The sequence below is a fragment of the Micrococcaceae bacterium Sec5.8 genome (assembly GCA_039636775.1).
Lineage (GTDB): Bacteria > Actinomycetota > Actinomycetes > Actinomycetales > Micrococcaceae > Arthrobacter.
On record CP143429.1, the window covers coordinates 1643743 to 1670589 of the forward strand.

General features: G+C 63.4%; 25 protein-coding genes and 1 pseudogene. 9 read left to right on the top strand and 17 right to left on the bottom strand.

Translation table 11 applies throughout. From position 1 onward, the window contains the following. Positions 1-2: 2 nt before the first annotated feature. The 4 genes from VUN84_07570 to VUN84_07585 all read left to right on the top strand — a co-directional run bounded on the left by VUN84_07570 (position 3) and on the right by VUN84_07585 (position 3763). Positions 3-839 carry an alpha/beta hydrolase gene (locus VUN84_07570; protein XAS65489.1) on the top strand — a complete coding sequence of 279 codons (837 nt, stop codon included), beginning with the start codon at positions 3-5 and terminating at the stop codon, positions 837-839. 462 nt (positions 840-1301) lie between these two features. Then, a complete protein-coding gene (locus tag VUN84_07575) occupies positions 1302-1988 on the top strand; it encodes a hypothetical protein (protein XAS65490.1) in 687 nt (228 codons plus the stop codon). Between the two features lie 234 nt (positions 1989-2222). Further along, positions 2223-3314, top strand: coding sequence for a molybdopterin-dependent oxidoreductase (locus VUN84_07580; GenBank protein XAS65491.1), 1092 nt, complete (start codon positions 2223-2225; stop codon positions 3312-3314). Continuing rightward, positions 3311-3763: a hypothetical protein gene (locus tag VUN84_07585; protein XAS65492.1), complete on the top strand. Its 453-nt coding sequence runs from the start codon at positions 3311-3313 to the stop codon at positions 3761-3763. Before VUN84_07580 ends, VUN84_07585 begins: the two co-directional genes overlap by 4 nt. A gap of 21 nt (positions 3764-3784) precedes the next feature. Here the strand turns inward: VUN84_07585 and VUN84_07590 are convergent, their stop codons facing one another. The 8 genes from VUN84_07590 to VUN84_07625 all read right to left on the bottom strand — a co-directional run bounded on the left by VUN84_07590 (position 3785) and on the right by VUN84_07625 (position 10992). Then, the gene (locus VUN84_07590; protein XAS65493.1) at positions 3785-4843 is read right to left on the bottom strand and encodes an NAD-dependent epimerase/dehydratase family protein; all 1059 of its coding nucleotides are present in this window, start codon (positions 4841-4843) and stop codon (positions 3785-3787) included. Further along, positions 4840-5721: an MTAP family purine nucleoside phosphorylase gene (locus VUN84_07595; GenBank protein ID XAS65494.1), complete on the bottom strand. Its 882-nt coding sequence runs from the start codon at positions 5719-5721 to the stop codon at positions 4840-4842. Before VUN84_07595 ends, VUN84_07590 begins: the two co-directional genes overlap by 4 nt. Before the next feature lie 49 nt (positions 5722-5770). Then, positions 5771-7249, bottom strand: a complete 1479-nt coding sequence (locus VUN84_07600) for a glycosyltransferase 87 family protein (protein XAS65495.1) — start codon at positions 7247-7249, stop codon at positions 5771-5773. Further along, positions 7246-7935 carry a class I SAM-dependent methyltransferase gene (locus tag VUN84_07605; GenBank protein XAS65496.1) on the bottom strand — a complete coding sequence of 230 codons (690 nt, stop codon included), beginning with the start codon at positions 7933-7935 and terminating at the stop codon, positions 7246-7248. The genes VUN84_07600 and VUN84_07605 overlap by 4 nt, the downstream gene beginning before the upstream one ends. A gap of 11 nt (positions 7936-7946) precedes the next feature. Next, positions 7947-8627: a DUF2064 domain-containing protein gene (locus VUN84_07610; GenBank protein XAS65497.1), complete on the bottom strand. Its 681-nt coding sequence runs from the start codon at positions 8625-8627 to the stop codon at positions 7947-7949. 5 nt (positions 8628-8632) lie between these two features. After that, on the bottom strand, positions 8633-9340 hold the full coding sequence (locus VUN84_07615; GenBank protein XAS65498.1) for a glycosyltransferase family 2 protein: 708 nt from the start codon (positions 9338-9340) through the stop codon (positions 8633-8635). A gap of 151 nt (positions 9341-9491) precedes the next feature. Then, positions 9492-10184: a hypothetical protein gene (locus tag VUN84_07620; protein ID XAS65499.1), complete on the bottom strand. Its 693-nt coding sequence runs from the start codon at positions 10182-10184 to the stop codon at positions 9492-9494. Between the two features lie 418 nt (positions 10185-10602). Continuing rightward, a complete protein-coding gene (locus tag VUN84_07625; GenBank protein ID XAS65500.1) occupies positions 10603-10992 on the bottom strand; it encodes a VOC family protein in 390 nt (129 codons plus the stop codon). 1344 nt (positions 10993-12336) lie between these two features. On the opposite strand from VUN84_07625, the gene VUN84_07630 reads away from it, so the two are divergent. Then, positions 12337-12558, top strand: a complete 222-nt coding sequence (locus VUN84_07630; GenBank protein ID XAS65501.1) for a helix-turn-helix domain-containing protein — start codon at positions 12337-12339, stop codon at positions 12556-12558. A 198-nt stretch (positions 12559-12756) separates the two neighbouring features. On the opposite strand, the gene VUN84_07635 is transcribed toward VUN84_07630, so the two are convergent. From VUN84_07635 to VUN84_07660, 6 genes are all read right to left on the bottom strand, one after another. Beyond that, entirely contained in the window at positions 12757-13047 is a 291-nt protein-coding gene (locus tag VUN84_07635; protein XAS65502.1) for a cupredoxin domain-containing protein, read from the bottom strand. A 201-nt stretch (positions 13048-13248) separates the two neighbouring features. Next, positions 13249-13896, bottom strand: coding sequence for a hypothetical protein (locus VUN84_07640; protein ID XAS65503.1), 648 nt, complete (start codon positions 13894-13896; stop codon positions 13249-13251). Positions 13897-13952: 56 nt separating this feature from the next. Continuing rightward, positions 13953-14648 (bottom strand): sortase, encoded by a 696-nt coding sequence (locus VUN84_07645; protein XAS65504.1) that lies wholly within the window; start codon positions 14646-14648, stop codon positions 13953-13955. Between the two features lie 24 nt (positions 14649-14672). Beyond that, the gene (locus tag VUN84_07650; GenBank protein ID XAS65505.1) at positions 14673-15443 is read right to left on the bottom strand and encodes a hypothetical protein; all 771 of its coding nucleotides are present in this window, start codon (positions 15441-15443) and stop codon (positions 14673-14675) included. A gap of 227 nt (positions 15444-15670) precedes the next feature. Continuing rightward, on the bottom strand, positions 15671-16060 hold the full coding sequence (locus VUN84_07655) for a hypothetical protein (protein ID XAS65506.1): 390 nt from the start codon (positions 16058-16060) through the stop codon (positions 15671-15673). Between the two features lie 53 nt (positions 16061-16113). Beyond that, positions 16114-16503, bottom strand: a complete 390-nt coding sequence (locus tag VUN84_07660) for a cupredoxin domain-containing protein (protein XAS65507.1) — start codon at positions 16501-16503, stop codon at positions 16114-16116. 416 nt (positions 16504-16919) lie between these two features. Between VUN84_07660 and VUN84_07665 the strand changes: the two genes are divergently transcribed. Continuing rightward, a complete protein-coding gene (locus VUN84_07665) occupies positions 16920-17297 on the top strand; it encodes a hypothetical protein (protein XAS65508.1) in 378 nt (125 codons plus the stop codon). 564 nt (positions 17298-17861) lie between these two features. Here the strand turns inward: VUN84_07665 and VUN84_07670 are convergent. Together VUN84_07670 and VUN84_07675 are read right to left on the bottom strand one after the other, a co-directional pair. After that, positions 17862-19448, bottom strand: coding sequence for a hypothetical protein (locus VUN84_07670; GenBank protein ID XAS65509.1), 1587 nt, complete (start codon positions 19446-19448; stop codon positions 17862-17864). Between the two features lie 166 nt (positions 19449-19614). Continuing rightward, positions 19615-20906, bottom strand: a pseudogene (locus VUN84_07675) (IS256 family transposase). A 206-nt stretch (positions 20907-21112) separates the two neighbouring features. On the opposite strand from VUN84_07675, the gene VUN84_07680 reads away from it, so the two are divergent. Together VUN84_07680 and VUN84_07685 are read left to right on the top strand one after the other, a co-directional pair. Continuing rightward, a complete protein-coding gene (locus VUN84_07680) occupies positions 21113-22417 on the top strand; it encodes a hypothetical protein (GenBank protein ID XAS65510.1) in 1305 nt (434 codons plus the stop codon). Positions 22418-22426: 9 nt separating this feature from the next. Further along, entirely contained in the window at positions 22427-24103 is a 1677-nt protein-coding gene (locus tag VUN84_07685) for a M12 family metallopeptidase (protein ID XAS65511.1), read from the top strand. 690 nt (positions 24104-24793) lie between these two features. On the opposite strand, the gene VUN84_07690 is transcribed toward VUN84_07685, so the two are convergent. Continuing rightward, complete coding sequence (locus tag VUN84_07690) at positions 24794-25585, bottom strand: BTAD domain-containing putative transcriptional regulator (GenBank protein ID XAS65512.1); 792 nt, start codon at positions 25583-25585, stop codon at positions 24794-24796. 289 nt (positions 25586-25874) lie between these two features. Here VUN84_07690 and VUN84_07695 point away from each other — a divergent pair, with 289 nt between their 5' ends. Continuing rightward, on the top strand, positions 25875-26831 hold the full coding sequence (locus tag VUN84_07695; protein ID XAS65513.1) for an endonuclease/exonuclease/phosphatase family protein: 957 nt from the start codon (positions 25875-25877) through the stop codon (positions 26829-26831). Positions 26832-26847: the final 16 nt, after the last annotated feature.

The following is a 26847-nucleotide window of genomic DNA, read 5'->3' on the forward strand; positions in this document are numbered from 1 at the left end:
TCATGACTGAAGTTACTGCCCATCACGGCCTGTTCAAGGACACGAACCTGCATGTCGAGGACACTGGGGGCACGGGCCGGCCGGTTGTCCTCATCCATGGATGGCCCTTGTCCGGGGAATCCTTCACAGCCCAGATCCCGGCGTTGCAGGATGCCGGCTACCGGGTCATCACCTATGACCGGCGGGGTTTCGGACGCAGCGACAAGCCCCACACCGGGTACACCTACGACATCCTCACCGAGGACCTGCACACCCTTCTGGAGGCGCTCGAACTCACGGACGCTAACCTCGTCGGATTTTCCATGGGTGGTGGTGAAGTTGCCCGCTACTTCACCAGGTACGGCAGTGACAGGGTGCGCAGCGTCGTTTTCGCCGCCGCCGTCCCGCCCTACATGATGCAGGGCCAGGACAACCCGGACGGGCCATTGACCAAGGACGCGGCGGCCGAGATGACTGCTGGCCTGACGAAGGACGAAAACTCCTTCTACGACGATTTCACCCGGCAATTCTTCTCCGTCAACGGGGAGTTGAAAGTCACCGAGGTCCAGCGCCAGGAAGCCCTCCGGCTCTGCAAGCAGGCTGATAAGAAGGCGGCGCTGGCCTGCATGGAAGCCTTCGGCACCACCGATTTCCGCGATGACCTGCCCAAGGTCACCGTCCCGGCACTCGTCCTGCACGGAGACGGCGACGGCACTGTGCCTTTCGCCGGATCCGGTGCCCGGACCCACGCAGCTCTGCCCGGCAGCGGCCTGCACGTGATCCACGGCGCACCGCACGGCTGCAACGTGAGCCACCCCGATGAGTTCAACCAGGCATTGCTGGACTTCCTGCAGAAATAGAACGTCCAGCACTACAGCTCAAAATCACCGTAGCGAAACCGGGTGAGGCGACCGCTATGGGCGCCTCACCCTTTTCTCACTCCCCATTTCTCGAGGCCTGGACCTTGCTTCGCGCCCGGGTGAGCCGGTGAGCGTGTTCGGCGCCGAGCCGCGCGTGAGAGACGGCGGGGGTTCTTGCGTCCATTGGCTTTAAGCTCCTGAATTGCGCGCTTCAGGTGCAGGCGGTTGAACATCGCAGGAATGAAGTTGAGCTCTTGGTGATCCGATTGAGTTTCTTCCGGGGACTGGGGTGGTGTGGTTGGGTAACGGGTTGGTGTCGGTTCGGTGGTGACCCATCCGGGGTGGGGTGTGCTCTCGAAGTACTCCTGACAGACCAAGCCGGACCCGCCCGAAAATGTCAGGCCGTGCATCACGGCCGCGGGATCGGCATCATCCACTGAAACACTTTCAAGGAGCACTCCCATGCGCACATCCATCAAGACTTTCCTCGGCGTTGCCGCTGCCGGTTCGCTCATGTTTTCCCTGGCCGCCTGCAGCCCGGCGGACAATGCTTCCTCCGCCCCGGCCACCTCGGCGTCCTCCTCTTCCTCTGCCGCGGCTGAGAAGCCCAAGCCGATGGCCTCGATCCCGGCACTGACCGGCACGTCCACCGCAGTAAAGCTCGACGCTTCCTTCGCGAAGGCACTGGAGACCCTGAAACTCACCCCGGGCACCGTCGGGACCGCCGCACTGACCGATGGTTCGTTGATCTTCCCGATCACCGGCGGCAAGGTCGACTACTACGACCCCGCCAAGGACTACCGCCCGTTTGTCCAGGGCCTGATCAGCCACGCCGGCTCCGGGTTCTCCCTCACCGCCGGTGACACCAAGGTCGAACTGACCAACTTCACCATCGACCCGGGCACTTCCAAGCTCTACGGTGACGTCGCAGTCAACGGTAAGACCGCCGTCAAGCAGGCCTACATCTTCAATCTGGACGGCTCCACCCTGAAGCCCCTGCAGGCCGCCGGTGACACCGCGGTCCTGGAAGGCACCCGCGTGCTGATCTCCGACACCGCCGCCGGGCTCCTGAACAAAACCTTCAACACCGACGCCGTGAAAGCCGACATGCTCGTCGGCATCGCCAAGATCACCGTCAATACCAAATAACACCCACCCGAAAAACCTGGGAACGCCACGGACCTTGGGGGTCCGTGGCGTTCCGGGTTGAGGTTAGTGTGGTTCCTGGCAGCCACGGAATGGTGAAGTGATCCGGTTATGCAAAAGTTTGATGGGCAAAGGCTCACTACAGCGTTGGCGGGAAAGTTTGCCTCCCCGACGCGCAGCACACGCCTGACTGTCGTCCTGGGCCGTTGGCTCGGAATAACTTTCACTATTTGCTTTTTGACCGGGCTCTTCAGTCATGGACTGCAAAATCCGCCGTCGTGGATGGTGTTCCCCACCAGGCCGGTATGGATCTACCAACTGACGCAGGGACTGCATGTCACCGCGGGAATCGCCGCGATTCCACTGCTGCTGGCCAAGCTCTGGTCGGTGTATCCCGAACTTCTGGCGTGGCCGCCGGTCAAGTCCTTGGTGCACGGTGCTGAGCGGGCTTCCATAGCTTTGTTTGTCGGCTCCTCGCTCCTGCAGCTGACCACGGGCCTTATCAATACCTACAAGTGGTATCCGTGGCCGTTTCCGTTCCGTGAGACCCACTATTGGTTGGCCTGGGTGATTTGGGGTTCGCTCCTGCTGCATATTGCCGTCAAGCTCCCGGTCATTGCAGGTCATTGGCGTCGGAACTCTCCGCGGCGCTTCGATGCATCAGAGCAGGCCGCGGCAGTCGGCGGAACGGCCGATGCTGAGCGCCCGGCGGACGCAGTGGCAACGGGTCCCGGCCGCTGGTCCCGGCGGGCATTGTTGACAGCTGTCGCGGCAGCCACCGGTGCCGTCGTCGTGACCACCGCGGGGCAATCGTTCTCCTGGCTGGCACCGGCCAACCTGTTCGCCCCACGGAAAATGGGTACCGGTCCCCAGGGCGTGCCGGTTAACCGGACAGCAGCCGACGCCAAGGTGATCGAGCTGGCGAAATCCCCGGGCTGGGCGTTGAAGGTCCGCTCCGGCGAATCGAGCCGTTCCTTTACCCTGGGCGAACTCCGGGCACTTCCCCAGCACACCCACGAATTGCCGATCGCGTGCGTGGAAGGGTGGAGCCAGATGGCTTCATGGCGGGGAGTACGTGTCGTCGATTTGCTCGCAGCCGTCGGTGCCCCCGCGGATTCACCCTTACGTTTCATCAGCTTGGAGCCGGAAGGTGCCTATCGCACGATGAATATGCCGGCCGAGTATTCGCGGGACGAGCAGACCCTGGTGGCCCTTGAACTGAACGGCTCGGTGCTTGATTTGGACCATGGCTACCCGGCGAGAATCATCGCTCCCGGTCGTCCCGGGGTGCTGCAGACCAAGTGGCTGCACAGCGTGGAGGTCCTATGAGAAAGTCCCTTGCGGTGAACGCCTCCCGTGCGGTGCTCGGCGTCGCGGGAGTGGCCATACTCGGCTATGGACTGCTGGAGCTGCCCACCCAGCTGGGTGCCGGGCAGCTCATGGGCCTTCTCACCTGGATGGCCGTGGCCATCCTGATTCACGACGGAGTTCTTGTGCCGCTCTCGACGCTCGCCGGCGCCGGGTTGACCCGGGCCGGTGCGAAACTTCAGCCGACGTCCGCCGCCATTCTACGCGGTGCACTGCTTCTCGGCGCCGTCGTGACCCTGGTGGTGGGGATCCTGATGAAGGCGCAGTCCGTCGCGCAGTCCGTGACGGTCCTTGAGGCAGATTACGCCATGAACCTTCTGTGGTTCTGGGTGTTCCTGGTGCTGGTTTCCGGCGCCGTCATCGTTGTCCTCGAACGCCGGGCCCGCAGGGTCGAGATCATCCGGTGCTGACCAGCCGGAGACCGGACCTGGTCATGCCGGTTCTCCGCGCAGGGGAGCGGCAGCAAATTCCCGCATGCCTTCTTCAAAGCCCACTGACGGGGCCCAGCCCAGTTCGGCCTTGATCAACGCCGAGGACGCAGTGACGTGGCGGACATCGCCGAGCCGGTACTCTCCGGTGATGACAGGAGCCGGGCCCGCGCTGAACATGCTCAATGCCGTGGCCACGTCACCGATCGTCCGTACCTCGTCCGCACCCACGTTGTAGGCCCGGAAACCCGCTGCGCCGTCTGAGAGGAACTCGGCGGCGGCGGTGTTGGCTTCGGCGATGTCCCGGACATGGATGAAGCTGCGCCGCTGTTGGCCGTCTTCGAAAACGCGCGGCGCCTCCCCGCGGGCCAGTGCCGAACGGAAAAGGGATGCGACGCCGGCGTACGGTGTGTCTTTGGGCATCCTGGGCCCATAGACGTTGTGGTAGCGGAGGGCGACTGCAGAGCCGCCAGTGCTGCGGGCCCATGCTGCGGCTAAGTTTTCTTGGCTCAATTTTGAGGCAGCATAGACATTGCGGGGATCCAGGGGGGCGTCCTCGGTGACCATGGCAGGGACAAGGACGGCGCCGGAATCCGGGTTGCGGGGATCGAAAATCCCGGCTTGCAGGTCAGATTCATCACGGGGCCCGGGCCGGACGGGAAGACCGGTCCGTGGGTCGGCATACGCCCCCTCGCCGTAGACCACCATGGAGGAGGCCAGGACAAGCCGGGTGATGTGGTGGCGTTCCATGGCGGCCAGCAGGATGGCTGTGGCGTAGTCGTTGTTGTGGATGTAGTCCGGTGCGTCGGCGAAGCTGACCCCCAGCCCGACCTTCGCACTCTGGTGGCAGACGATATCCACACCCTGTAGTGCAGAGTCGACCGCGGCCGGGTCCGTGACGTCGCCGGTCATGAGTTCCACCCGGGGGTCAAAGACCGGGGGCGCGGGGTGAAGCGCCGGGAGCAACGAGTCGAGAACCCGCACGGACCAGCCCTTGGCGAGGGCAGCCTGGACAATATGCGAACCGATGAACCCGGCGCCTCCGGTGACGAGGAGTTTCATTTGGCGTCCGCCAGTTCCCGGACAGCCGGGAGTGCCATGATCCGGCGCACCGCTTCCGGGTCCATCAGCGTCCGGGACTGGTAGTCCTCGCTGATGGCGGCAACTGTCGCTTCCAAAACGGCCAGCACACTGTCCTGGGCGTTTTTCAGCCGGGCGAAAACGGCGTCGGCAGTGACCGGTTCCGAGCCGTCGTGCCCGGTGTCTGAATCGGTGATGTATGCCAGATTCACGAACCCCATGTTGAGCTCAGCGGCCAGCAGGGGTTCGGGGTACTGGGTCATGCTGATAATGTCAGCGCCTCCGGTGACGTACCAGGCGGACTCGGCCTTTGTGGAGAAGCGGGGTCCGTTAATCACCACGACCGTTCCTCGCGGGACGAAGGCGATGCTGCGTCGTTTGAGGGCGGCGGCCACGTGCGTACGCAGGGTGGGGCAGAAGGGCTCGGATGCCGGGAGGTGCTGGACTCCGGCGGGCGGGACGCCGTCAACAACGGTGCCGTCGAAGAAGGTGTCCGCGCGTCCCCAGGTTCGGTCGATGAGCTGGTCCGTTACCACAAAGGTGTCCGGGCCGAAGCCTTTCCGCAGGCCACCCACGGCCGAGGAGGAAAGGACGGCCTCAACGCCAAGGCTCTTGAGAGCCCACACGTTGGCGCGGTAGTTGATCTTCTGCGGCGGCAGTGAATGTCCTCCGCCGTGGCGGGGGAGGAAGGCCACCGTCCGTCCGGCCACCTCGGCGAGAGTCACGGGAGCAGACGGCGGCCCGTAGGGGGTGTGAACGTCGATGGTTGCCGTCACCACCGCTCCGGGGAGTTGGTATGTCCCGGATCCCCCGATGATGCCGATACGCGCCGGCGGTGTGCCGGTGAGGGAAGTATTCATGGTGCAAGTCCTGTCTTTCGGGGGGCGGGCGCCGGGGGAGGGGTGCCGGTCAGGGGGTTGTCGCGGCGGGAATCGGCGTCGGTGACTCGAGGCCGGTGCTGGCCGCGAGCTGAAGTTGTTGATGGCGGCGCCACCAGACGCCGGCGGCGAGGGCGGCGGCGGCTAGACAGAGGGCCGTTTGATGCAGTGGAAGGCTGAAGGGGTCTTGGGTGGGAAGCATGTAGATGGTGTCCAGGGCGAGGATGACCGCGATGTATTCCCAGCGGCGGCTCAGGATAATGAACGGCAGCAGCATGAGGGCATACCAGGGATAATTCGGGCTGATAATTAGCAGCGTCAGTCCGATCATGATGGTCTGTTGTTCCCAGACGTTCCCGGGCCCGGTTCGCCGCAGCACACGAAACGCGACGACTGCCAGCGCCGCGGCGCTGAGCACCGGCGGCCAGGGGCCGGTGGAGACGAGTTGGGCAAGTCCGAAGCGGGTGCCGCCACTTTGGCTGTAGCCCTCTTCCTTGAGGTAGCCGGGCAGGAACCCGAGTACTCCGGCCCCGGCCGCGGCCAGGTAGGGCACGTAGAGGAGGGCGAAAGTTGCCAGCGCGGTGGCAATGAAACGGGCCGGGCGCTGGAACAGTAACGCGGGGGCGGCGATGGCCGGAATGAGTTTCGTGGCGACGGCAGCACCGAACGCTATTCCGGAGCGCAGCGGCTTGCCTCCGGTGAGCAGCATTCCTGCAGCCAGGATCAGGGCGCCGCTGAGGAGGTCGACGTGGGCGTTGTTCACTGCCTCAAGCTGCACGAACGGGCTCCAGCCCCAGACTGCGGCGAGATGAAGGGGCAGGCCGCGTCGGGCCAGGGCAACGAGCAGCATCAGTGTCACGGCAATGCTGATGACCAGGCCACCCAGCTGGAAAGGAAGGTAGCCAGCCGAGTCGGGGGCGGTGAACTGCACACCAAAGAAGTACATTTCTGCGGTGGGCGGATAGATCGTGGGCACGTGCGGCCTGTTGATGGCCGTGCACAAGGGATTTCCCGACGGGTAGCCGAAGGCCGGGACGGATTCCGTCCCGAACAGATCCTTGGCGCACACAGCCCTCCCGTCCTCGCCCGTCGCGCCGGGGGCGAACAGCCAACCGGGCCGAAGATCGGCCAGGGTCTCATCGACGGGGACGTAAGAGTAGGGGGAGATCCCCGCCTTTTGGACGATCCCGTCCCAGGCGTACCTGGCGGAATCGTTGCTGGTACGCGGCGGGGCACTGACGGCAATCAGACCGAGCAGCACAGTGCCTGCGATGATGACGGCACCCAGGCGGCGTGTCGGGACCCGCCGGAGGAGACTAACAGCGCCGATGAGTGCGCCCCAGGACAGGAAGGTACCGAGGATCGGTGCGGATTCGAAAGGGTTATGGGGGACGACCATCCACCACAGCAGGCCCGCGAGGACCAGGACCAGCACCGTCAGTGGGGCCGCGAGTCTGAGAAGGGAGTGTTGCGCGCCGTCCGGCGGCGGCGAAGGAGCAGCGAATCTCACACCGCGGTCCTGCCTGCTCCGGTGCCGGGGGAGAGCCGGCAAAAGACACGGCCCTGTAGCCGTTGTACGGACGATACTGTCCACTCACTGCGGCGGGCCCGGGACGCCAGACCCAGGCTTCCCGTCCGTGCCCAGCGGAAGGGTTCGCTCTGGTTTCCGTTGGAGTCCTCCAACACAGCGGAGTAGACGATGTCCAGGTCCTCGTCGTCCTCCACTTCAACCAGTAGCGTCCCGCGGGGGGCGATGAGCTGTCCGCAGCGCAGCAGCAGGGAGGTGATGCTGCCACCTATGCCGATGTTGCCATCGAGCAGAATGATGGATTGCCAAAGACCGGTCTGGGGTACCGGGGCGAACACCGATTGTTCCAGCGCCCGGGCTCCGCGGGCGCGCGCTCGGTGGACCGCCTCCGGGCTGGTGTCGATCCCCAGGGCCGGAATTCCCAGACCCTGCGCTGCAGCCAGTAGCCGGCCCGGTCCACAGCCGATGTCCAGGACCGGTCCCTTCAGACTCTGCAACAGGGAATGCTCGAGCGGGCTTGCGTCCCCACACCAACTTCGGACGTCGAAGTCCACAGCATCCGCGCTGTGTTTGCCGTCCGAACGGAGCGTGAGGGTCCCGGCGCCGTTTGCCAACGCTCTGGCGTAGGGCTCCGTGTGGCCTTGGCCGAAGTGTGTGGTTGATGCCACGCCTGTTGCCGTCACCGCAGGGCACCGGTCAAAAGCACTTTGTCGTGCATATCTTTAGCGGCGTCACGAACGGCGCGCGCGAAGTCGGTGCCGGGTAGGACCGAGGCGATGTTTACCGCGTCGGTGAAATGGTCCATATCCGCCAGCTCAGTCAGCGTGCCGACGCTCAGACCTTGAGCGATCAGACGGGCGAGCTGCTTTGCCCCGGTTGTCTCAGTTGACATCGGCACTCCCCGGATCAGTGACCCGTCGGGTCGGTACAGCGCGAGGGCCCAGAAACCGCCGTCCGTGGCCGGACCAATCCAGGCGGTATGACGTGGAGCGCCCGTGGACCAGTCGTCCAGGAGGGGCGCGACGTGGCGGGCCGAGAACTGCGGAGTGTCCATGCCGATGATGAGCAACGGACCGGTAGCGGCGTCGCAAATCGCGGCGAGCCGTTCATCCAGCCCCCCCGTGACTTGCGGTACGACTGTGAAGCCATCAGCATCTGCGGGCGTGGGTGTGCCATCAATGACCAGCATCCGGTTCAGCGCCGGGAGAACCCGGACCGTCTCCAGGGTGCGGCTCAGGCTCAGCTGGGCCAGAGCGGCAGCTTCTTCGGGGCTCAGCGGAGGGCTCAGCCGGGTTTTGACGCGGCCCGGCAGGCATTCTTTGGCAATGACCGCCACGGTAAGATCCAGGGTCTCGCTCATAGTAATCATTCGCTGCCGGGCCTCTTACGGACCGGTCCGGCAGGGGAAGCCGCCGCGGCGGCCTTGAGCTGGGCGGACATGTCCCGAACAGCTGTCACGGTTCCGCGCAGCGTTCCGGTCACCTTCGACTTGCCGGTGCGGGGGGCGTAGGGGACAGGTATCTCCACGATTCTCCACTTTCGCAGGCTTGCCTTCAGAAACATTTCCAGTGGATAGCCGCTGCGCCGGTCCTGGAGTTCGAGGGACAGCAACTCAAGGCGTCGTGCGGCCCTCATCGGTCCAAGGTCGCTCACTCGTTCCCCGGTCAGGCGACGGAGCCGCCAGGCGAGAACGATGTTGGCGATCCGGGCATGCAGAGGCCACGAACCACGCTGCGGCTGGCGGCTGCCCAGCACCAGCTCCGCTGTGCCATCGAGAACGGGGGCGACCAGGGCCGGCAGTTGCGCCGGGTCCAGTGAACCGTCGCAGTCGCAGAATGCGACGAGTTCAGCCGTCGCGGCGAGCAGGCCGGCATGGGCAGCTGCTCCAAATCCCCGCCGGTCCTCGTGGACCACCAGTGCGCCCAGGCTTGCGGCGAGTTCGGCGGAACCGTCCGTGGAACCGTTGTCGACCACGATGGCCCGGTACCCATCCGGCATCCGGGACAGCACCCACGGCAACGCGCCGCGTTCGTTCAGACACGGTAAAACAACATCAACCATGGCTCCGGTCATGCGAAACGCCTTTCAAAGCTACGGTTCCCGCGGGGCTCTTCGCCCGGGTTCCTACGGTACTCGAACAGAAAAGTGCCACGGACCCCAAGAAGGAGCCGTGGCACTTCCCGCCGGTGCAGAACAGGCATCCGGCAGGTTTTTCGGGTGGGTGTTATTTGGTGTTGACGGTGATCTTGGCGATGCCGACGAGCATGTCGGCTTTCACGGCGTCGGTGTTGAAGGTTTTGTTCAGGAGTCCGGCGGCGGTGTCGGAGATCAGCACGCGGGTGCCTTCCAGGACGGCGGTGTCACCGGCGGCCTGCAGGGGCTTCAGGGTGGAGCCGTCCAGATTGAAGATGTAGGCCTGCTTGACGGCGGTCTTACCGTTGACTGCGACGTCACCGTAGAGCTTGGAGGTGCCCGGGTCGATGGTGAAGTTGGTCAGTTCGACCTTGGTGTCACCGGCGGTGAGGGAGAACCCGGAGCCGGCGTGGCTGATCAGGCCCTGGACAAACGGGCGGTAGTCCTTGGCGGGGTCGTAGTAGTCGACCTTGCCGCCGGTGATCGGGAAGATCAGCGAACCATCGGTCAGTGCGGCGGTCCCGACGGTGCCCGGGGTGAGTTTCAGGGTCTCCAGTGCCTTCGCGAAGGAAGCGTCGAGCTTTACTGCGGTGGACGTGCCGGTCAGTGCCGGGATCGAGGCCATCGGCTTGGGCTTCTCAGCCGCGGCAGAGGAAGAGGAAGAGGAGGACGCCGAGGTGGCCGGGGCGGAGGAAGCATTGTCCGCCGGGCTGCAGGCGGCCAGGGAAAACATGAGCGAACCGGCAGCGGCAACGCCGAGGAAAGTCTTGATGGATGTGCGCATGGGAGTGCTCCTTGAAAGTGTTTCAGTGGATGATGCCGATCCCGCGGCCGTGATGCATGGCCTGACATTTTCGGGCGGGTCCGGCTTGGTCTGTCAGGAGTACTTCGGGAGCACACCCCACCCCGGATGGGTCACCACCGAACCGACACCAACCCGTTACCCAACCCCACCACCAGGCCGTCCCAGTTCAGGGACCTAACCGCGGGTTCCTCTTGGGCTTCTTCCTCACCGACGCGGGGCGTCTGCCGCCGAGGACCTCCCCGCAGTCGCCATTGAAGTGACCCGCCGCATCGCCGTCGCAGCATCCCGGGGGGTCAACGCGTGAGCGCCGAACCGACACCCGGCCGGAAACCCGCACGCCCGGTTCCGACCCGGACGTTGAAAGAAAAGTGATATTTCGATCTGATGAGCTCAGCCCTTACTTGGGCAAGAAGAACTCCAGCGCGATGCCGTCCGGGTCCTTGAAGTTCAATGCCGTTCCATACGGGGCGTCGATGGGGCCGCTGTGGACCACGCCGATCGTATCCAGATGCGCGGCCCATTCGGCGAGTTCGGCTTCGCTGGTTACGGAAAAACCCGCGTGGTCCAAGCCTGGGTTGCGTTCATTGAAGCAGCCGCCAGAGCCTGCGCGGTGCTCCGTGAGTCCCAGTGACGCCCCTCCACCGAGATCGAATTTACGCCGGATAAACGATCCATCGAGCATCGTCCCGGTGGGTTCCTTATCCCACAGACGGGAGTAGAAAGCGACGCTTATCTCAACGTCGGTCACGGTGAGAGCGATGTGGTCTATGGCAGGCAACGCGGGCATCAAGACTCCTAGTGGGGACTGCGGGGAAGAGCCCGCCGAGGTTAGAGTTCAAATCGTCTCACAGGCCTACGGGAGCCGATTTTTCCCGGCGGTCACAAATCCCCAGACGCCAGTTTTGAGGACTAACGCGGCAGGCCGCCGCACTACCTGCGCCTGATCCCGCCGCAACGGCTGTGAGGCTCTCGGCAAGCGCGGCATAGACTTCAACCGGGTTGCAGCGGGTTCCTTGGCTGACCTGCGGACAACACGTTCGATGACGAGAACATCTAGGCATCACGAATATCATCAGCAACCTCCGACGTCAATGCGCGCACGGCACAAAGCAGCCTCGCACCCCCGCGATAACCGGACAATCCCTGGAGCGCTGAGGCCTTAACCGCCAAACTTTAGCGGGTCAGAGCATTCGTCCGGCCCTCGGGTACCGTCTCCACATCGACGGACCCAGCATCTAGGATGCCGAAACGCGGTTCGCTTGTTCCGCCGGAGGCCTAATGGCCCGTATCGCATGGGCAAGGAGTCTGAGGGTCCCGGCAAGGGCCAGTAGGATCGCAAACGAGGTCAGCTGGCAGAGGAACATCAGCAGGGCTACCGCGAGGGTGCCCGTGTACGTCAGGTTAGCGGCCAGAGCGGATGGGTCTGATCCACTCATGCGCTGGAGCAATGTTCTGCGTGAACTCATGTGGTCCCCCGGCCGGTTTTTCAACATTCTTGGGCTTTCGTTTGCTCTATGCCTCAGGACGAACCACATCGGCCCGGGGGTGGGAGAGCGCGGGGGTGGGTGCCGGTACAGCGTCGTGCGTTTTTAGGCCGGCCAGGGCGGTTATCTCCTGGACGAAGCAGCCGCTGGCTGGATTCCGGCTGCAAGTAGTCACCGCCTGTGATCCGGGTGTCGCCCGATATGTAGGGGGTAGGAATGATCCCTTTGGTTAGTGTTGCTGCACGGCGGTGCGGACCGGCGGTTGGGGGCCGGTCCGGCCGGCCCGTGTCCGCCGGAAATCCGGTGGTCCTGCCTTTGGAAAGAGTGGTTTCGATGGAGCTTTTCCGCAGGTCCAGTGCGAACGGGGCCTCATGGCGAATTTTGTGGCTGAAAGGCTGGGCCGGCAGGGAGCCTGCGGGTTCCGTTCCGGGCAGAGCAGGGCAGGGCCGATGCTGAGGGGTGAGGATCCGTGCAACGGCTGGCACCTGGGCACGGTGGTGTCTATCGACGCGCCCTATGTCGGGTTCGGGCCGCCAGCGGGGCGCGGGCCAATGTCGGGTTCGGGCCGCCAGCGGGGCGCGGGCCAATGTCGGGTTCTATGACTTCCGGCAACTCAGGTATCCCGGCTAGTGGACGGGCTAGAGGATATGAGCTCAGCGAATCTTTCTTTGCATTTCCTGACCATCGCCGAAGTAGCAACTGCCATGCGGGTTTCCAAGATGACCGTTTACCGGCTGGTGAAGGCCCACGCCATCGCCGCTGTCCGGGTGGGCCGCTCATTCCGGGTTCCCGAGGACGCCGTCAGCGATTACATCCGCCGGTCCACCGAACCCGCCATCGCAGACGAGGACGAGACAACACCGGACTAAGAAGGTCCGGTTCGAGCCGGCCGGCGACCGGGCCGACGAACGACTTCTCCGGCTTGGTGAACCACCTCACGGCCGGCTTTGTCGGGCGTCATCGTGTAGTGAAACACCTCAAAATCCTCGTGCCGTGGTCAGCTTTAGGGAGAAACACTCTTGGACTGAAAACCGTTCGGGCCATGGGACAGGCAATCCCGTGAAGGGTCATTTTACGGTGATGGTGCCGTGCATGTTGCCGTGGAAGATGCAGTGGTACGGGTAGGTCCCGGGTTCGGTTGGGGCGGTGAAGGTGCCGGCGCCGGCTTTGATGGTCGTGTCGAATGCGGCGCCCGAGTCGGCGGTAATGCTGTGAGCTTCGATGTCCTCGTTGGTGACCGTGACTGCCGTTCCCGGGCTCACGGTTTCCGCGCCTTGGTACTTGAAGCCCTTGATTGTGATTTCTGCTGGGACCGCTGCTGTCGATGAGGATTCCGGGTTGGAAGGGGATGTCGTCATCGTGGGTGAAGCGGATGTGGACTGTTCTGGGACTGATGGGGCGGCTGCCGTGGAGGGCCCGGAAGAGCCAGCGCTTCCACAGCCGGAAAGGGCCAGCGCCGCCACCGCTGCGGCCGTTAGTCCGAGCGCCCAGGGTGTGTTGATGTTTTCCTTCATGATGAAACCTTTCGTGGGGAGAGCGTGGCCGCGGACTGCGGCTTGTCAGTGGTGTTCGACCCAGCAGGCCAGGATGGTGGTGGAGAGCTGGTAGGCGAGGGCGTTCCTGGTGATGTTGTTCGGTCCCAGGGTTGCGGGGAGGCCTGAGGCGTCTACGTGGAGGACGAAGGTGTCTTTTTGGAACACGGCTGACCCGTCGGCGGTTTCGTAGGCGGGGAAGCCGAGGTTCGCCAGGCCCTGGATGGGTTTGGCGTCTTTCGCCAGGGCCTGCATGGCATCGAAGTATGTGCGTGCTGATGCTTGGTCGGTGGCTTCCTGGACGGAGATTTCCAGGGCTCCCTCGGTGAGGTGGTAGGTGCAGGTGAAGGTGCTGTCGGCCCAGTTGTTTACGGTGTGCGGTTTTGTGTCCAATTTGAGGATGGAGGTGAGTCTGTCCATTGGCTGGTCCCCGCATACCATCAGGGCTGCTTCGCTGGGGCCCTGGGCTTGGGCTGCGGCCGGGGAGGGGGTGGAGCCGTGGTTGTGGCCCCCGGTGTGTCCTGGCTCCGCGGCGGCGGGGGTGGATGCGGAGGAGGACGAGGAGGGAAGGGCTACTGTGTTGGCTTGCCCGACGGATCCGGCGGCCGCAGCGCAGCCGGAGAGCAGCAGCGAAGCGGCGGCCAGGGCAGCCAGGGTGTGCTTGTGGTGTTTCATGTCCAGTCCATTCGCGCCATTTGCCGCTTCCGGTGGGAGAGCGGGAGTTCCGTGGGTCAGGCTTTGAGTTTTGCGTAGATGACGTAGTTGTCATCGAAGAGTTGGGTGGCGGGGTCGTAGCCGTCGCACGTGATGAGCCGGAGTTCGGCTCCGGGGGTGTTGCCGTAGACCTCGAGGGTGGGGAAGTTGTTTTTGTTGTACTGGGCGCCGTGATCGACCGTGAATACCGCCGTGGTGCCGTCGGTGCGTGCGACGTTGATCTCGGTGCCCGGGGTGAGTTTGCGCAGGTCCGCGAAGACTCCGGTGGCTCCTCCGAGTGCGTTGACGTGGCCCAGCATGACGGAGGGGCCGCGTTCCCCGGGGGTGGGGGAGCCGTTGTACCAGCCGGCAGGCGCGCCGTTGCCGGAATCCTCCGGGACCTGGAGGGAGCCGTTCTCACGGAGCCCAAGTTTCAGGAGCTCGGTCCGTAAGCCGATCGTGGGTATGTCCAGGGTCGCCGGTTCGGATCGGGCCAGCACCGCGGGACCTGCCACAGCAGCCGGACTCGGTGGGGCAGGGGCCGGCGGGGTGGAAGCGGGGGTGACGGGAGATGAGATGGCAGCCGAGGGTGTGGCGGACGCCGAAGGTGGGGGGCCGGCGTTGAGTGTTCCGCTGGTTCCTGTACCGCAGCCGGCCAGGGTCAGCAGGAGCAGAACCCCGGCCGCCGTGGCGGCACGGAGGCCCTCATGGCGGCCGGGATTCTGGGTTCTCATAGTAGCGATCCGGTCAGCCGGTGCTTAGGCCGCTGCACCGGCGGTGCGGCGGCGGACCACGTAGGCTCCGCCGGCGAGGGCGACCAGGGCGAGGCCGCCACCGACGGCGAGGGCGCCGGTGTCGGTCCCGGTTTCCTGGGAGACGCCGGTGTCAGCGCCGCCGGCCGGCATCTTCATCTGGCCCGCGGTCAGGGTCCCGCACAGTGCGGGGGACGTGGCGGCCAGCGGAAGCGTCGGGGCGAGGTCGGACTTGGCGGCCTGCCCTGCCGCGCTCAGGGTGGCCGGATCAAGGCCGTGGACAACAACCACGGCGGTGCCGGCTTCCAGGGCTGCCTTGGTCTCGGCGTTCAGTTCGAACGTCCGGTCAACGGTGTAGGAGGCGCCCTGGCCGCCGACCTTCAGGTCAAGGCCGGCCGCGGGGCTGGTGTCACCGCTGGTGGAGAGGGTGGTGACGATTCCGCCGTAGAACGGGGCGCCTTCGGTGGTGGAGATGACCTTGTCGCCGTCCTTATCCGCGGTGGGTGCCGGGCAGGTGCCCTGCGCTCCGCCGTGGATGTGCTGGACGTGCGGGTACGGGGCGTCCATGAAGGTCGCGGGCATGCCCGAAACCTTCAGGACGACGTGGGCCTGGTTGCCCGTGACATCGACCGTGATGGTGCCGGCGCCTGTGCTGCCGTTAACCTGGCCCAACGTGGACTGGTAGGACTGGTCCGCTGCCATTGCCGGGGAACCGGAAACCGCCAGGGCGGCCAGGGCCAAGGTGGGGACCGCCAAAAGGCGAAGGGTCTTGTTCATTTTGAAAATCTCCTCAAATACACGCGCGTGTGATGTAGCCGACGTCCCAAAGGAAGGCACAAAGGCACTTCGAAGCAAAACAGCAAAAGGATGGATATACAAGTGATATGGGCCACAAATAGAGCTTGAAGTTACATTGGCGTGAGTCGGGCAGGCCAAGCTAAGACGTGCGAGCCCGTAATTTTGGAATGTTACTCAGGTCCTCGAGGGGCGTGACGCCGGCCCTTCTACGCCGTTGGCCCGGAGTGGGATTTCCGCTGCCGCAGGACAAAGCCTGTCAGAGCCAGCGCTCCGGCGATGGCTTCGGCGACGGCGGTGATGGTCTTGGCTGTGTACCAGACCGGTTCGTACATCGATGGCAACGGCCCGAGGGCCGGGACCTGGACATAACGGTAGAGGATGACCGCGGCCAGGGACGAGAATCCCATCACGGCGGCGGCGGCGAAAGCTGTCTGGGAACCTCTGAGCAGCACAAACACCGCAGCCAGGGCTGCGGCTCCCGCCTGGACCAGAAACAGGGTCCCTTGACCGAGACCGCCGGGGGCTGCCTGCTGATAGCCCGGGGCGAGCTGGACATGGATCACCGCACTGACGGTCAGGGCCGCCGCGACACACACACGCAACACCCATAAGGTGCGGGTGCGGCTGGCTGGTGGTAGCTCCGGGCGGTTCATTTCACCACCAGCGTGCCGGTCATCTGCGGATGGAAGCTGCAAATAATACCGTACTCGCCCGGGGCGTCCGGAGCCTTAAACACCACCGTGCCACCGCCCGGAACTTCAACGTCGAAACCGCCCTTGTCCTTGGCAGTAAGCGTGTGCGGGGCGCTGTCCGCGTTCGTCACCGTCACCATCGACCCCGGCTTCACCGACGCCGGAACCTCATACTTGAAATTCTGAATGGTGATGACCCCTTCGGCGGCCTGCGCCGGCCCAACGGACGGGGCGGCGGAGGTGGCCGCCGGGGTTGCGGAAGAGTTTCCGCTTTGAGCCGCGCACCCCGTAATGGCCGCCAAGGACACGGCGGCAGCTGCGGTCAAGATGCGATTGATAGTTCTCATGGCAATCCCTTTCCCAGGGATAAGCCCTCCGCACGCCGAATTGGCGCGTCCATCAGGAAAATACCCCACAGCCTATTCGTAACCCCCGCCCTCCCGGACTGCCTACGAGGGAATCGAGAATGGCTTACTGGGCTCCTGTTGTCCGGTGGGATTTTTCTGAAGTCTGTGTGGGCTGGCCACATTCGCCACGGTACGAGCAGCGAAGAGTATCAGGACAGACCGAATCACCAGTCACGGCCGACCCCCGGCACAGCCATAGCTGTGCAGGGCCCCGAAGCGGGTGGCTCCGGTAGAACTATGAAGCGTTCCGGCATCCTTTGCAATGATCAATTAGGCCTTACTGTCTGCGGCGCGCCGCCGGGCGCGCAGATAAGATTCCATCAGCATCATCTGAAAGAATTCCGTTGGGGAAAACCATGTCAGGGACACGCAACACCTTACTTACACGCCGCGTTTGGATCTGGCTCGTCGTGCTGGGCCCCTTTGCAGCCGGCATCGGCATTTTTATCGGGTCCCAGAAGGTCGGCAATCTGTGCGGAAGCGTCTTCCGGGCGGACAACTTCGCAGCAACCTACTACGACTCGCTTGGTGGCGTCGGTGCCGAAGCCGCCTGCAACCAGTCCATTGCCGCGGCGGCAGTTCCCACATGGGTTCTCATCGTGCTCGGCATCATCCTTGTTCTGGCAGCTGTCATCCTCCGGACAGTCGGCAACGATGGACCGATTGCAGTTACGGGGTCTCGTAATCGGCGGCGGAGTGCTGGCCGCGACGGCAGGCGCACTGATTGGCAGTAACGGCCGTGAACGTTCGCGGAATTACCGATCCCCGCACATGGCCTCCCGCGGCCTGGGCAAGCGACATCGTCGCGCACCCGGCTTACGGCATCGTGACGGGCGTCACGCTGCAGGCAATCGAACCAGCCGCTGCACGCCCTTGGGCTCGAAGGGCGCAACAGGCAGACGTCCCCATGGGGCCTCCGCTCCGCCAGTCCCCCCGGACGTCCGGCTGTGGTACAGGAACCAGGAATCCGATTCCCGTTAAGGCGGCGGAGAGGCAATGAATGCCCGCTTCTCAGAGGGGGCAGTAGCCCGGTCCATGTCCGGCGATCATGTGGATATGGATGGCACCAGGAAACACCCGGCCCCAACACCCGGCGCTGGTGAGGAGCGCCTGCCCCAACCGAGGGCAGCATCGGCCAGGAGGGATTGGCGTGATGCAACGACAGTCCTAGTCCCATGGCCTGCGCGTCCTGATTCGTGCTGCGTTTCAAGGATAATGGGGTCAAAGGGCCATTATTGGCCTGGCTGTCAGTTTCACCCGGATACCGCCTCACTGCCGTTTGGTATGAGATGTGTTACTCAGAAAGTGAAGTGCTTTCTCGGTGTGACTGTGAGCCGGAGACCGGCCTTTTGCCCGAGCAGCTCTTTGAAGAAGTCCGGCACATCGATGCGGCCCCGCCAGCGGTTGGGTGTGTCATCGGTGTCCGTGAGCAAATCTGTGTCCCCCGGGTTCCAGTCCCGGATGGCAGTGGGGATAGTGCTGTTCCATGCTGCCCAGGTTCGGGGCAGGCTTCGGCCACTGCCGGGAGGTTCGATGTCGACAAGAAGGGTGTCCTGCCAGTCCTCTGTCTGTTCCATATGGTCATCAAAGAAGAACCTGCCCTGCTTTTCCTGGATCGACATCAGCCGTAGTTTGAGTGCGTGACGCAGAGTCGCTACCTGTTGGCCGCCCACCCGGGGGCGGGGGGCCTTGGAGGAGAGGAACGCGGTAAGCAAGGGCACAGGCGAATCGATTGGGTCGCCCTCCTTCCAGTGCTCAATCTGCACGGGACAGAAGTGAGTTGCACTTTGTTCGTGAACTAGGACAGGCAGGCCGCGGATGGCAAGGCCGACGTCCAGTTGGAACACGACGTCGCCTGGGGCATCGCGCCCTACGGTGAAACCGACAAGATCAATCTGGATTTTGAGATCGCCGAAGAGAAACCGCTGCAGGTTCTGGTATCCCTCTTCTGAATTTACTATGCCGTAACGGCCGCTGTGGCTCCGGTGGACTATGGCTAGGGGCGCACCCTTGACAGCAGCATTGTTGATTTGGACGAGCCCGTCACTGCGTGCTCCGACGGCTTTGGAGGACAAACCGAACGCGGCGTCATAGTCTTCCGGGTTGGAACCGACGAGGCAGAACAGCTCGTCCACGGGGAAACCATCCGCCGGCATCTCGGTTCCGATGAAGTCATCACGTGTCCGTGCCTGCCTTTGGGCTGCCGGTGTGAGGTAGTCATACATGCGGTCGGGGCCAAAGACGTCCGCACCGTGGATTCCGGTAGCGTCCCGAACGCGTTCGAGCAGCCCATAGCCGATAGCGAAACTGATGCCGCCGTGGGGCGTCGCGTAGGTGAATAGCCTGGCGACGTATCTGGTTCCGGCTGCCGGGTCAATGTCCCCATCCTCGCCGGCCTGGTTTTCGGGAATGACCCGTTGCAGGAGTGAGCGGCAGATCAGGCCGCCCATAGAGTGCGCCACGAGAAAAACCTTCGGCGCGCCGGTCTTCTCCAACACCAGCTTGATGAGGTCGAAAAGGTCCCGGGCGGCCTCTTCGAAGGAGAAACTCTCAGGGTCGTTCGAGAAAGTAGCCGCCGATTGATCGTAAAAACGATGGATCCATACTGACGCAGGATTGACGGCGCCGGTGTCTGCGCCTTGGAGGAACGCCCATTGGTCGCCATGCACGGGCACCTCGTACTTATGGTCGGTAATGAGCCGCAGCAAGGGCGATTCAAACTGATGGAATTTGGCTCTGCCGTTACTGTCGGCGCGGACATGGACGGACCCTTGGCTGAAGCCATAGAACGGATCGTCCACAGCACTGTTGATCGCGGAGCCGTTTCCGGCAAATCCACGGACGTAGATTACCGGAAGCCTGCCGTCATCGCCTGGATAGCCCATACCGTCACCCTCTCTACGAATTTGCCGCCCCGGATACGGAACCGGATGCGGGCGTGTGGCAAATCAAAGCAGGCTGGCCGTTACCGCGGTGTTACTGACCGGATCAGGACAGCCCACGGATCGCAGGGCGGGACTATCTCATAAACGGTGTATCGGGCAGTTTTCTTTAGTAGTTTTCAGCTGCCGGGAATCGGTCGCTGAAGGTGATGGCGAAGGCGTTCAAAGCGGGCTTCCAGCGCACGGCCCATCGGGTTCTGCCGGCACCGGTCGGATCGAGTGATCGGGTGACCAGATACAGGCGCTTTAGCGCGGCCTGCTCTGTCGGGAAATGACCCCGTGCCTTCACCGCCCGCCGGTACCGGGCGTTGAGCGATTCGATGGCGTTGGTCGAGCAGATCACCCGCCGTATTTCCACGTCGTAATCCAGGAACGGGATGAATTCCTCCCACGCGTTCTCCCATAGCCGCACGATCGCGCCATACTTCGTGCCCCAACGGTCCTTGAGTTCCTCCAACGCCATCCGGGCCGCCGCAGCATTCGGCGCCGTGTAGAAGGGTTGACGTCCCGCTTGAGTGCGTCCCAGTCCTTTTTCGAGGCCAGCCGGAAGGTGTTGCGGATCAGGTGGATGATGCACGTCTGCACCGTCGTCAGCGGCCAGACATTGCCCACCACTTCCGGAAGGCCCTTGAGTCCGTCGCAGACCAGGAAAAAGCTGTCTTTCACACCACGGTTCTTGATGTCGGTGAGCACGCTCATCCAGAACTTGGCACCTTCGCCCCCGGTGCCGGCCCACAGGCCCAGGATGTCCTTCTCTCCGTCCAGGGTGACGCCGATGGCGGCGTAGATCGGCCGGTTGGCCACCTGACCATCCCGAATCTTGACCACAATGGCGTCGATGAAGATCGCCGCGTAGACCTCATCAAGCGGCCGGTTCTGCCACTCATTCATCTCCTCGAGCACTCTGTCCGTGATCCGGGAGATGGTTTCCCTGGAAACGGAAGCCCCATGGATCTCGGCGAAATGGGCGCTGATTTCCCCGGTTGTCAGGCCTTTGGCGTAGAGCGAGAGGACCATCTCGTCCACCCCATTCAAGCGGCGCTGGCGCTTCCGGACAATGACCGGCTCGAACGTGCCCGCCCGGTCCCGCGGAACGTCGATGACCACCGGCCCGGTGGTCTCCGTCAGCACAGTCTTGGACCGGGTCCCGTTGCGGACGTTGCCGGTCTCTTTCCCGGCTGCATCGTGTTTCTCATAGCCGAGGTGCTCTGTGAGCTCCTCATCCAACGCGGTCTCTATGACCGTCTTGGTCAGCTGCTTGAGCAGCCCGTCAGGACCAGTCAGAGACAGTCCCTGTTCCCGGGCCATCCTCACCAGCTCACGGGCGGCCTCAGCCTCCGTAATTTCCTTTGGTTTCGCAGTGGTGTCCGCAGTCTTCACGGCATCTAGTGTCACCGGCATATCCAGCTCACTCCTGCCAAGCAGACCGCCTGGCGTGTCGAGCCGGATACACCGATAATTCCACAGTCCCCGCAGGGCCGACCAACGGTAACGCAGCTGTAACGGTTGCGCGGCTGTACTTGAACCGGAAAAGCCGGTCCCATAGGGACGTGCATACGCAGCGAAATCATCGACCCAAGGGGCACCCGTAGGCGAGGAGACGTTCGATGACGTGGTTTGGTTGGGAGAGCCTGGGCGGCACTGTGACGACGGGCCCGAGCGTATCGTCGTGGGCGCCGGGCCGACTGGACGCCTTTGTCCGGGGCACTGACTCGGCCCTCTGGCACAAATGGTTCCAGAACGGATGGTCCGGTTGGGAAAGCCTGGGCGGCGTGCTGACGAGTTCTCCGGGTGCAGCCTCTTGGGGCGACGGAAGGATCGACGTCTTCGCGCGCGGCACAGACTCGGCGTTGTGGCATAGGTGGTTCCAGAACGGGTGGTCCGGCTGGGAATCCCTGGGCGGCGTCCTCACCTCCGCGCCTTCCGTTTCCAGCTGGGCCCCGGGCCGTCTCGACGTCTTTGTGCGCGGCACGGATTCGGCCCTGTGGCATAAGTGGTTCCAGAATGGATGGTCCGGCTGGGAATCCCTGGGCGGGGTCCTCACCTCCGCACCGTCCGCCGTCTCATGGGGCAATGGCCGGATTGACGTCTTCGCCGTCGGAACTGACGCGGCGCTGTGGCATAAGTGGTTCCAGAACGGGTGGTCCGGCTGGGAGTCCCTGGGCGGGGTCCTCACCTCTGCACCTTCCGTTTCCAGCTGGGCCCCGGGCCATCTGGATGTTTTTGGCATCGGCACGGACGCGGCGCTGTGGCATAAGTGGTTCCAGAACGGGTGGTCCGGCTGGGAATCCCTGGGCGGGACACTTATCAGCGAGCCCGGCTCCGTGTCCTGGAGCCCAAACCGGATAGACATTTTCGGAGCGGGAACAGACAGTGCCATGTGGCACCGATGGTGGGCCATGCGCCCGACTGTGCGGCTTCACGCCAAGGTCCTTACCGCCCCAACGGTTGCTGTGGACACCGCAGTGCAGCGGATGCGGGAGGTCTACGCCACGGCCGGGATCGACGTTGAACTAGTGTCCACGGAGAGCCTCAATCTGCCCGCCCTCAATGACGTCGATGTTGGGGGCTGCGTTATGGGCCAGACAAGCGCCGAGCAGAACCAGCTCTTCACCAACCGCAACAATGCGGGCAGCAACGACATCGTTGCCTACTTCGTCCGCTCGACGGTTCCGCCGTTCAACGGTTGTGCAGCATTTCCCTCCGGCCAGCCAGGTGCAGTCATAGCGCAGGGCGCTACGCAATGGACCCTGGGCCATGAAGTGGGCCACGTCTTGGATCTGCGCCACGTTAGCGACAACGACAGATTGATGACGGGAAACGGCACAGGCAACATCACCAATCTCCCGCCAGACCTGATTAGCACCGAGGTCACTTCCATGATCAACAGCGCCTTCACCCAAGACCTATAGGAGCCCGCCATGAGCGTATCGATGAAGGCCGTACTTGAGGTCCTTGAACCCGACGAACCCAACTATGACCGAGCCGCAGCGCTGGGGCCCGAGGCGCTCCCGCACCTGCAGGCGCTCGTTGAAGGAGAGAATTCTTTGCTGGCTGCCAAGGCCGCCTTCGCCGCCGGTCTTCTTGAGGGCGGGCAGGGCCAGGATGTTGTGTCGGCCGCTGCTCGCAGCGAGACTGCGGCCATACGCATAGCAGCCGCTGCGGCGGCCAAAAACCTTCCGGCCGAGTCAGCATCCACCGTTCTTACCGATCTCATTGACGACGACGACTTCGGCGTCCGCAAGGTAGCCCTGGCCTCAGTTCCGTCCGACGCATCACCGCAGCTCGCCGCCAAGGTCGCGGGACGGCCAGGCCAGGCGGCTGGTGCAAGCGGCACGGGAGTTCAGGAGGAGGGAACAGGGCAAAACCCGCCCAATCCCCCGCCGGGTACCGGCAGCCCGATGCCAGGGGAAGGACAGAGCCGGATGCCGGGCGAGAAGCCGGCATCCGGGCTGATGCCCGGGGAAAAACCCCGTTCGTCCGATGGCGACCAACAGCGCAACGTGCCCAACCCGGGGAGAGCCTCTGAGAAGGCTGAACCATCCATTTCTGAAACCAGCCCTTTCAAGGAGTACGTAAGGACCGCCCGTCCACACTGCGACCTGAAACCGCAATCCCGCCCGGTGCTGAGGCCAGACCTATCCCCCCGCAGGGAACGTCTTATACGGGCGTTGCGGCTCAAATGGGTCAACGGCACCGTGTTGCACTACTGGTTTCTTGACGGGCCGGGGCCACAGCAGGACGCCGTGCGCAAGGCCTTCAAAGGATGGAAAGACCTGGGCATAGGCTTGGAATTTGCGGAGGTGGCGGATCGGAGCGAAGCCGAGGTGCGAATCGCTTTTGACCAGACGGACGGCTCTTGGTCATATGTGGGACGGGACATACTCAGTATCGGCGGCACCGACCCCACCATGAACTTCGGCTGGGACCTCACCGACGACTACGGCCGGACCACCGCGCTTCACGAAATCGGGCACACCCTGGGCATGCCGCATGAGCACCAGAATCCGTTCGCCGGACTCGTCTGGGATGAGCCCAAGGTATATGACTATTTCGGCGGCGCACCAAACCACTGGCCGCCGGATCAGACACTGAACAATGTGCTGCGGAAGATCGATGCCAGCGAAGTCGAAGGGTCCAGCTGGGACCCGGACTCCGTCATGGAGTACTGGTTCCCGGCCGGGTTGATCAAGGAACCCGCTCGTTTCCAAGGTGGCCTGAATCCACCGGGCGGACTCTCGGATGCGGACAAGGAGTGGGTGCTGAAATTTTTTCCGACACTGGCGCCGCTGGTTCGGGCCCTGAAGCCATTCCAGTCCGTTCCCCTTTCCTCGACCCCGGGAGGCCAGGCCGACTTCTCCCTCCAACCCGAAGCCTCCCGCGATTACGAGATCGCCACTTTCGGAACAGCTGACACCGTTCTGGTGCTGTTCGAGGAAGTCGACGGTCAACTGCGCTTTGTCGCCGGCGACGATGACAGCGGCGAGGCCCGCAACTCCCGCGTCTCAGCCAAGCTCTTTCAAGGCCGACACTACGTGGCACGAGTGAGACTCTACTGGGCGGGCGAATCCGGGCAGACAGCCATCATGTGCTGGTAGAAAACCCACAGCCGGGTGAGCGTACAGCAAGGGCAGCCCCGCTTCATCCCCTGACCATTGCTTCAAACCCGTCCGAACCGGCCGCCTAGCAAGCCACCAACGCAGCCCTGCCCCGCCGGCGCGTGGGGAACAGCTCCAGAAAGCAGCCGATTATGACCCCAAGCCTGACAGCAGCCCGGATTACCCCACTGCCCCAGCCAGAGCACCCGCTTCATCTCAAGAGCGGAAATCATCCACGGGTTTTCCTGCAGCGGGGCCACGCCCGCACGCCCCGACAAAGTCCACCGCGGTCCACAAGGGAAATCTTGTTCAAATCCTGGCCGAAGCCAAGCGGGCCCTGATTCTTGTGACGCAGGATTAGGGCAGCTGGCAACCCCGGGGTTCGAGTTCCATGCGTCCCTCATACCCAAGGTGCTGCTGCCAACTGACAACGGGGCCCCGAATACCGGAAGTCCGCCACTTTCATGATCGCCGCCGGAAAGCGGGGTGAACGCCGTGACAAGAAACCACCGTTCCGCAAAAACAGCCGATCGAGACGGCCCAGACCCCGCGCTGCCGGCAACGGGCACTCTCGTTATCCGCACCTGGTACGAACCGGACCAGGCCACCGGGTTCCGAGCCAGGATAACGTATGGCCTGACACGGGGACATGAACAGTACACTTTGTCCACTGCTGATCCTGGCGAAGTGCTACGGGTTGTGCGGGAGTGGCTGGCGGCCCAGCCAAGCGGGCCCGGCAAGAACTAGGCGCTCATTGGCGGTATGGGTCCTGCCGCCATGAACATCAGCGACGAGCCGCCGGAGCGTTTCCGAAGGCTCAATGCCCATGTCCTGCCTAAGTTGTCTCTGATACCTTTCGAAAGCCAGAAGGGCGGATGCGGTGTTCCCTTGGTGCATTTCGGCCTGAATGTAGAGTCCGACCGCAGTTTCGTAGAGGGGCTCGATTTCCACTGCTGCTACTGCCGCTTCCACGGCGGCCTCATAATCACAGCGATTGAGCGACTCGCGGGAGATCAAGGTGAAAGCGTGGAGCCTATCCTGGCGCAACCGGATCTGTTCAAACAGAACCCAGTCCTCATACCAGCCCGGAAGCAGTTCCGCACCGCGTAAGTCATACAGCCACGGGGCGAATTTCCCGTTGGGACGAATCCTGTCAAGGTCCCGGATTTGCGCCCGGACTCGGTGCAGGTCAACGTGGACCTCCTTGCTGAGTGACAGCACGTTCCCGTCCTTGACCAACAAACCAGGTACCTGCCTCGAGACCAGATGCACGCTCACGCGCAGGCTTTCCAATGCTCTGGTTTCGGGATACTCGGGCCACAACAAACCCACGAGATAACTTCGGAGGCTCGGCCCCCGGATCGCCAATACCGCGATGAGCCGCTGCTGGCGTGCAGCAACGTGCACAAGGTCCCTGTCACGCCGAAGTTGCCATGACCCAAGCAAATCTACCTGAAGATCTCCATAGCCGTCGTTGCCCATGGGTGGCCTGATTTCAGCTGGGGTCTGAAGAGATGAACACGTAGCAATGACGATCCTCACCTTGACCCGGCATGTCAATGGTCGCCCATCGTCTCCCGGATTCTCCGGTCAGCAGCCCGCACGGCCTTGGCAACCGTCCAGCATTGACATCAGGGCTTCCAGTTCATGCTGTGACCCCGTTTCCATTCTGCCCAGAACCTTGACCGCTGCAGCAGCTTCTCTTTCCCGGGCGTCCCTCCAGCATCCTAGCGCTGTGCCTTTTGCCCGTCAGGCGTGATTCTATGGAAGCATGACAGCTGCTCCCGACATAGTCAGCCAGGACCTTAGCAGGCTCAGCCCGGCTCTCGATGCCGTCATCGCGCCCAGAACAACATCGAATCTGCTGGTTGCCACATGGAATGTGAGGGCGTTTGGGGACCTCACTCAGAAGTGGCTGGCGATGGCAAAGGACTCACCCAAACGTGACTGGCATGCCGTGGCGTGCATCGCCGAGATCGTCTCTCGTTTTGACGTGGTCGCGCTGCAGGAGATCCGGCGGAGCACCGAGGCCCTTCAATTCCTGCTAGAGCGTCTCGGCCCCGAGTGGCGGGTCATCATCTCGGACGTGACCGAGGGCGCGGCAGGAAACGGTGAGCGCCTCGCGTTCCTGTACCGCGCCGACAGGGTCCAGCCCTCCGGGCTGGTCGGAGAAATCGTGCTCCCTCCCTTCGGTGACGACCCCCAGCGCCAGTTTGCCCGCACACCCTACGTTGCAAGTTTCAGCAGGGCCGGAATCGAGTTCACCTTGGCCTCCGTGCACGTGCTGTGGGGCAAAAACCCGGCCGAACGGCTCCCGGAAGTAACCGCCTTCGCCCAGTGGATGCGTGCATGGGCCGACCGTCGCAACGACTGGAACAAAAACCTCATGGTCCTCGGGGATTTCAACCTGGACCGCATCGGTGACCCCCTCTTTGAGGCCTTCGTCAACACGGGGCTGTGGCCCCCGACAGAACTAAACCACGTCCCGCGGACCATCTTCGACGATGACAACACCCGGCACTTCTACGACCAGATCGCTTGGTTCTCCCAGCCAGACGGTTCATCGCTCCTGCAGGACATGACCTACTCTCAAAAAGCGGGCTCATTCGATTTTATCCCTTACATAATGACCGGACTGACCCGAAACGAGGTCTCCTGGCGGATCTCGGACCACTTCCCCCTATGGTGCGAATTTCGCCTGTCCCCAAAAGCTGCGCCATCGGTATGAACTCATAGGCCAGGTC

Excerpts from the sequence above, each read along its gene's own strand:
- VUN84_07570 (XAS65489.1), top strand. The coding sequence starts at position 3 with ATGACTGAAGTTACTGCCCATCACGGCCTGTTCAAGGACACGAACCTG.
- VUN84_07575 (XAS65490.1), top strand. The coding sequence starts at position 1,302 with ATGCGCACATCCATCAAGACTTTCCTCGGCGTTGCCGCTGCCGGTTCG.
- VUN84_07585 (XAS65492.1), top strand. The coding sequence starts at position 3,311 with ATGAGAAAGTCCCTTGCGGTGAACGCCTCCCGTGCGGTGCTCGGCGTC.
- VUN84_07590 (XAS65493.1), bottom strand. The coding sequence starts at position 4,843 with ATGAAACTCCTCGTCACCGGAGGCGCCGGGTTCATCGGTTCGCATATT.
- VUN84_07595 (XAS65494.1), bottom strand. The coding sequence starts at position 5,721 with ATGAATACTTCCCTCACCGGCACACCGCCGGCGCGTATCGGCATCATC.
- VUN84_07610 (XAS65497.1), bottom strand. The coding sequence starts at position 8,627 with ATGAGCGAGACCCTGGATCTTACCGTGGCGGTCATTGCCAAAGAATGC.
- VUN84_07615 (XAS65498.1), bottom strand. The coding sequence starts at position 9,340 with ATGACCGGAGCCATGGTTGATGTTGTTTTACCGTGTCTGAACGAACGC.
- VUN84_07620 (XAS65499.1), bottom strand. The coding sequence starts at position 10,184 with ATGCGCACATCCATCAAGACTTTCCTCGGCGTTGCCGCTGCCGGTTCG.
- VUN84_07625 (XAS65500.1), bottom strand. The coding sequence starts at position 10,992 with ATGCCCGCGTTGCCTGCCATAGACCACATCGCTCTCACCGTGACCGAC.
- VUN84_07630 (XAS65501.1), top strand. The coding sequence starts at position 12,337 with ATGAGCTCAGCGAATCTTTCTTTGCATTTCCTGACCATCGCCGAAGTA.
- VUN84_07635 (XAS65502.1), bottom strand. The coding sequence starts at position 13,047 with ATGACGACATCCCCTTCCAACCCGGAATCCTCATCGACAGCAGCGGTC.
- VUN84_07640 (XAS65503.1), bottom strand. The coding sequence starts at position 13,896 with ATGAAACACCACAAGCACACCCTGGCTGCCCTGGCCGCCGCTTCGCTG.
- VUN84_07645 (XAS65504.1), bottom strand. The coding sequence starts at position 14,648 with ATGAGAACCCAGAATCCCGGCCGCCATGAGGGCCTCCGTGCCGCCACG.
- VUN84_07650 (XAS65505.1), bottom strand. The coding sequence starts at position 15,443 with ATGAACAAGACCCTTCGCCTTTTGGCGGTCCCCACCTTGGCCCTGGCC.
- VUN84_07660 (XAS65507.1), bottom strand. The coding sequence starts at position 16,503 with ATGAGAACTATCAATCGCATCTTGACCGCAGCTGCCGCCGTGTCCTTG.
- VUN84_07665 (XAS65508.1), top strand. The coding sequence starts at position 16,920 with ATGTCAGGGACACGCAACACCTTACTTACACGCCGCGTTTGGATCTGG.
- VUN84_07670 (XAS65509.1), bottom strand. The coding sequence starts at position 19,448 with ATGGGCTATCCAGGCGATGACGGCAGGCTTCCGGTAATCTACGTCCGT.
- VUN84_07680 (XAS65510.1), top strand. The coding sequence starts at position 21,113 with ATGACGTGGTTTGGTTGGGAGAGCCTGGGCGGCACTGTGACGACGGGC.
- VUN84_07685 (XAS65511.1), top strand. The coding sequence starts at position 22,427 with ATGAGCGTATCGATGAAGGCCGTACTTGAGGTCCTTGAACCCGACGAA.
- VUN84_07690 (XAS65512.1), bottom strand. The coding sequence starts at position 25,585 with ATGGGCAACGACGGCTATGGAGATCTTCAGGTAGATTTGCTTGGGTCA.
- VUN84_07695 (XAS65513.1), top strand. The coding sequence starts at position 25,875 with ATGACAGCTGCTCCCGACATAGTCAGCCAGGACCTTAGCAGGCTCAGC.